Annotated in this window: 3 protein-coding genes; 1 reads left to right on the top strand and 2 read right to left on the bottom strand. The window is 46.4% G+C overall.

Features of this window, described 5'->3' with window-relative positions:
• Positions 1-1,786: DUF8202 domain-containing protein (locus tag HF638_RS28325; protein WP_169483220.1), on the bottom strand; the 1,786-nt coding region annotated here is incomplete at its 3' end.
• Positions 1,787-1,938: 152 nt separating this feature from the next.
• Positions 1,939-3,075: a response regulator gene (locus HF638_RS28320; protein WP_169483219.1), complete on the bottom strand. Its 1,137-nt coding sequence runs from the start codon at positions 3,073-3,075 to the stop codon at positions 1,939-1,941.
• 136 nt (positions 3,076-3,211) lie between these two features.
• On the opposite strand from HF638_RS28320, the gene HF638_RS28315 reads away from it, so the two are divergent.
• Positions 3,212-6,349, top strand: a complete 3,138-nt coding sequence (locus tag HF638_RS28315) for a hybrid sensor histidine kinase/response regulator (RefSeq protein ID WP_248278303.1) — start codon at positions 3,212-3,214, stop codon at positions 6,347-6,349.
• Positions 6,350-6,535 lie beyond the last annotated feature (186 nt).

Raw genomic sequence — 6,535 nt, 5'->3', positions numbered from 1 at the left:
CTGTCAGATCAGTCAACACTCGCTCTGCTTCATTCATCGCATCATCGAGTGCTGTCCAGCTCGCTGGCGTATACTCAGATTCCTCTAGATCCTCACCTGTAACTTCAGTTACTTTCGCTTGCAGCAAAGACTTGTCTACCTTTGTCACAGCGTGTTCGCTAAAGCTTTGAGCTGGGGCTCCGTTAGTTCCTTTCAGATTACCATCTTCAATATCGTATGAAACGATCACTGATACATTGGAAGGGATAATCTGACTCGTTTTCAACTTCAATGTCTTGCTGTTCGCCCCTGGTTCGAAACTGTCGATCGTGATTGGTTGGCCGTTGATCTCCAGCTTGAAGCCAGCTAAACTTGCTACATTCGAAAAATCCAGTTCCTCATCAAACGTTACAATAACCTCATCTTCTGTAACAGATACATTACTTACATTTGCACTGGTGTATTTTGGTGCCCACGCACTGAACGTGAAATACTCGCCATCTTTCAATGCCGCCTTGGCTGTATAATGCGGAACTCCATTTACATCTTTGAGACTCAAATCATAGCCAGATGCCTCTGTAAAATCTTCACTGTCACTTACCAGTAATTGATAACCTGCTGGAACTGAGATTGCAGGGATACCAATCTCCACTTTGTCCACATTATTCGTATTCTGCACTTTCCAAACTCTTTGTGCATGATATTGTCCGGGTGTATTAATCGACTGATCATACGTCAGAGGCATACCATTATCCGCCCAGACGAAGTATTGCTGATCCATCAAAATGCTGGAATTATCTGCATTTGTAGCAGCCAGCGTGTTAACACCTACGGCGACTTGTGGTACTCCAGCATTGATGCTTAGGCTTTGTTTTTGATTCAAGCCCTGTGCTTCATCTTTGCCGATTCCTGCAATATTGTGCTTATACTTGGAATCGACAGTCCAAACTTCACTTTCATTAGTTGAAAGATAAGGACTTGCTCCGTTGTTGAGCGTAATACCATATTTAATGGCCAGATAAGACTCAATTTTTGAAGCGTCGTTAGCTGTCTGAGCATCGTACAAAATGATCTCGGCAACATCCGCTACGAGACCACTCCAGTTATAGTTTCTTCCGCTAGTCGCACCAATTACAGGAGTAAAAGTAAACTTATCAAAGTTCATCCTATTTGTGAATTTAGCTCCAGCACCATCTATTCGAGCCGTATGATCGGTATTGCTAACGATATCGAAGTTCACAATCTGAGCTCGACTTCTATCCACTGGATTGTAGTAGTCAAAGATACTATGCACGCCATTACCTGTAGTAAAATTGTCTCCATATCCGCCCATAATAATGACACCATTAGTTCCTGTAGGCTCAGTCGCTCCCACAAGTGCTCCGCCGCTCTTAAACTTATAAACGGCATAGCCTGATTGGAACGTAATCGGTTTGTCACCTACAAACTTTACTGAGCTATTATAGTGATTCCAACCTGTCGGATTATCGAAAGCTACACTGGGATTAAAGTTAATTCCTCCCGGATTATAACTTGGTGCTTTCTTCCCAGCAGGAATGTCTAGTTCGAACCCCACTGGACTAGCTGATTGATCTTTCCAATCTGTTAATAAACCGTCTGCCGTGGTAGCATCCGAGTCTGCTTTCAACCACAACACAGGTTCAAGACCCATTCCTCCTGGAACAGGAGCGCTAGCTGCGCTTACTCTCTCTGAACCAATTGAAGAGATGAATGTGCTTAATAACAACATGCTTACTACGGATACTTTAAATCCTTTTTTCCACTTCTTACTGTACAAAAACGACATACTTATCCTCCCTCTTTTACATTTCGCGTATTGTCGACCCTCATCTTGCTTATTCTACACATAGCCTCTTACCAAACTCTTACCAAACTCCTCAATAACAAATACAACAAAAAACAGCCCTGCAATGAAGCTGCAAGGCTGTGTACTTTCAATCAAATATTCGATTGTTTCCATTGTTGGTACCACAATTCAACTTCCAAGCCAGGACGTATGCCCGCCTCTTGCTCTAACGCAGTAACCAACTGATTATATTGAGCGATCACGGGATCTTTATTGCCTAACCGATCGTAGGTCTTCATTAACGCCAGTCCGACTTGCTCCAATGATGGCTCGAACCGCTGTACCCGATGATATAGCGTAAGTGCTTCTGCATTCTGTCCCACTTCGATGTAATATTGTGCGAGTTGCATGGCATGATTGCGCCATAGTGCATGCAAGCGCTGACGTTCCAGCTCAGCCCATACGTAATCGTCCTCACCATAATATTTGCCTTCATATTGATCCGAGGTCTGCCGATGCTCAGCTATTGTAGAGGAGGATAATAGAGACAATCGGTTAAGACGACTCTCCCATTCTTCCGCGTCAATCCTGAATTCACCCGTTTCCAATAGATAACCAAACTGCTGATAGCGAATGGACATCTTGTCCTCGCCCATGAATTCGTTCATCATGCTGCGTAAGCGATGGATGCCACTATGCAGATTCGATATCCCTCTCCGCTCATCCAACTCTGGCCACAACAGTTCAAGTAGCGTATCCCGCTTAATCGGTTTGTTCCGATGGTGAAGCAAATAGGCGAATAACTCTCTGATTTTGGTTGTTCTGAACTTCATATGTTTTGGTGGCTCATTTGGATGCAGTTGGACCTGAAGCATTCCCAGACAGCGGATTAACATGGATGGTCCTTCTGCTACATTCAGACTTGCCGGCACCGTTCGGCGTTGATACATCTTCATCGTTTTTTCCAAACGGTCACGTGTTACAGGCTTCATAATATAGTCGAGCACTTCAAGCCCATAGGCCGTCAGTGCATGTTCGTTATATGCGGTTGTGAAAATAACTTCTGTTCCAGGAGAAACCTCATGGATACGTTCGGTCGCCTCGATCCCGTTCATCCCCGGCATCTGAACGTCCATGAAGACGATTTCCGGCAGATGAATTTCGATCTGATCTATGGCTTCCTGTGCCGTCAGAAAAGAGCCGATAACTTCGCAATCCTCTCTCTCTAGCAACAGTTTGTTCAACCTGCTCAGAGCGAGATATTCATCATCTACCAAAATCACTCTCATATGCACAACTCCTCTGGCTCACTGATCACCCTTTAATCTATAATTTTACCATAAATCCTGACGTGGGACCGCTATCATTTGAATATAGAATCTATGTTCCGGTATTCAAAAAAAATGTTCATCATTAGCGGAGGGCATGCAGGAATTTGGATTAAACTGTCGAAAACTAAAGTCTGCCATGAAACCAATAACCTATAAAAAGATACCCCGATATGTAGTGCTGTCGATTTTATTCCTGACTATTTTACTTGGCTTTCGCTGGATATGGTCCGAGTCCTTCACTATACCCGCACATCCTGAACCCGCTAAAGGCGTGTTGGACCTTCGAGGCTGGGACCTCGCCAACACTTCACCCATATCCCTGGATGGAGAATGGGAGTTTTATCCCCAGGCGTTAATCTCTAATCGTGACGCAAAAAAAGTGGGCAACTCCTCCACACGGATTCAAGTTCCCGGTGACTGGCGGAATGCGTTACCACAATCCTCATCGTCATTCGGATATGGAACGTATCATCTTCGCATACTTTTAGATCCATCCGTGAAGGAAGTCTCTCTCTGGGCTCAGAAAATTCAGACATCATCGATCATCGAGATGAACGGGACCATTGTTGCTGAGTTCGGCCAACCAGCCACCCATGCCGAAGCCTATCGACCAGAAAGGACTGCATTTACGACTTCCTATACACTTGGCGGCGCCAATGAACTTACGCTTCTGGTACAGACAGCCAATTTTGACGATCCATATAGCGGTGGGATCACGCGCTCTCTCTATTTTGGTTCTCCAGAAGCCATTGGAAGTGAACGAGGACTATCCATCGATTTGCAAAAGATTACGTTCGCCATACTGCTCCTGCACAGCCTATACGCTTTTGTCATGTTTCTGTTTATCCAGAAGGAACGAGCTCTGCTGACGTTCTCCATGTTGACGCTGGTAGCTGCCCTAACGGTCGCCTCCGACCATGACAGTCTGTTATTGAGTTGGATTCCACTCAACTTCACTTGGATCGTTAAGGCCAAAGCGTTGTCCTATCCATTATTCGCGTTCTTTCTTTTACAGATGGCTAGAAGCTTCTCCCATAGTCTACAAGGGCGTAAACTATTCCGTATCTATGCCAGCGTGCTTGGAATCTACTGTGTATTTTTGCTTATGGCACCAGTGACCCTGATCTACCATGCACTTGAAATTGGGATTTCTGATTTCCTTTATCTGTTTGCCATCGGCTGGTCTGTGTACCTGTTCTTCCGAATGGCAGCCGAGAAGCGAAGCGACGCAAGCTTTTTGCTCTTTGCAGCAACCAGCAGCTTATCCAGCGTACTCTGGGGAATTGTAAACTCGCATAACGAAATTACCAATGTCTATTATCCGATTGATGTGATCGCGGCCATGTTTGGCTTCTCCGCCTATTGGTTCAGGAAATACTTCCGCAATTCAAGTGAAATCGAGAAGTTATACGAACAGCTCAAAGAGGAGGATCGCCAGAAGGATCAGTTTCTTGTGAATACGGCTCATGAATTGCGTACACCGCTGCACGGGATCATCAATATCGCAGAGAGCATCGCGGTGCGTGAACGACGTAAATCAGGTGGGCAGCAGGCAGAAGACATGAAGCTGTTAGTTACCATCGGCCGACGCATGTCCCAATTGGTTGACGACCTACTTGATGTGATTCGCCTGAAGGAGAAACGGATTAAGCTTCAGAAGAAGCCTTTATCTCTTGCATCCGTTATTCCAGGGGTGATCGGTATGTTCCGATTCATGGCAGAGGGCAAGCCTATCCATATACAGGTGGATATTCCAGAATCACTGCCGTTGATTCAGGCCGATGAGAGAAGACTTGTTCAGGTACTCTACAACCTGTTGCATAATGCGCTCAAATTTACCGACGAGGGTACCATTACCGTGTCTGTGCGGGAACATGGAGAGCACGTCTTGATTCAAGTTTCGGATACAGGCGTTGGCATGAGTAAGGAGATACAACAGCGAATATTCGAGGCGTATGAACAGGGGACCCCAGAGGCTCGTTTAAGTGGAGGAATCGGCCTCGGTCTCAATATCAGCAGGCAACTCACCGAACTCCATGGCGGCCAACTCACCGTGCAATCTGTACCTGGGCAAGGATCTACCTTCCAGATCTCGCTTCCACGGGAAGATACCGCATCACTATCGGATCAGACGGAGCAGCGATGGGACGCTCACAGCTTTGATGAAATTGCGGTTGCAGAGCCGCAGCAGCAGACCCTATCTCAACCTCATGATAAGACTGCCGCACGTATTCTTGCCGTCGATGATGATCCTGTAAACCTGCGAGTACTGATCTCCATGCTTGCAAATGAACCGTACCATATTCAACCTGCGACCTCGGCACTTGAAGCACTCGAATTGCTGGATAAGGAGCCTTGGGACTTACTGATTGCCGATGTCATGATGCCTCATATGTCCGGTTATGAACTGACTGAGAACGTACGCAAGCGTTATTCGGTATCAGAGCTTCCCATCCTGTTGTTGACGGCTCGTAACGAACCAGCTGATGTGTACGCCGGATTCATGGCCGGAGCTACGGACTATGTCACCAAACCCGTTGATGCTGTTGAGTTGAGGCATCGCATCGGATCATTAATTGTGCTGAAACAATCCATCGATGAGCGGCTGCGCATGGAGGCTGCTTACTTACAAGCACAGATTCAGCCCCATTTTCTTTTTAATACGCTCAATTCAATCATGGTTCTTAGTGAGATGGACACGGAGCGAATGCAGAAACTGGGTGATGCTTTTATTGAGTATCTTCAGACCAGCTTTCATTTCGTCAATTCGGAGAAAATGGTGGAGGTCTCTCATGAGTTGGATCTCTCACGAGCCTATCTCTACATCGAGAAAGAACGATTCATGCATCGGTTGAACGTCATCTGGGATATCCCCGATGATCTGGATCTATCCTTGCCGCCACTCACCATTCAACCGCTCATTGAGAATGCCGTTCGACATGGTATTCTCAGCAAAGTGGAGGGCGGAACCGTGCATATCCGGATCATCAACCAAACAATGAGTACCTTGATCGAGATCGAGGATAACGGTGTAGGAATGCAGCCTGAGCAGATTGAACGAGCGCTGGCATGGCCTAAGAAAGGACCAGGAGGAACTGGAGGTATTGGATTAACCAATACGCATCGCCGGTTGACTCAGATGTACGGACAGGGCTTACGCATCGTCAGTTCACCGGGCCAAGGTACGAAAGTATCCTTTATCATCCCTATGGACCGCAACACAGAAGTCTGAGCGATACGAACGTTCTATAACTCTACACCTGGCATTCCGTACAGTCCGTGTCCGTATGCTTTGTGTAAGGTCTAAGGTGAACGCGATGGTACAGGCCGGGCAGGTTCAGGTTCAATTCCAAGCTCAAGTTCTGACATACGAAATAAACCAAAAGAGAGCTAAGCACGGGTTTCATCCCGGCTTAGC

Origin of the sequence: Paenibacillus sp. SZ31 (genome assembly GCF_012912005.1) — a bacterium.
Taxonomy (GTDB): domain Bacteria; phylum Bacillota; class Bacilli; order Paenibacillales; family Paenibacillaceae; genus Paenibacillus.
This window is presented reverse-complemented; position numbering and strand designations above follow the sequence as displayed.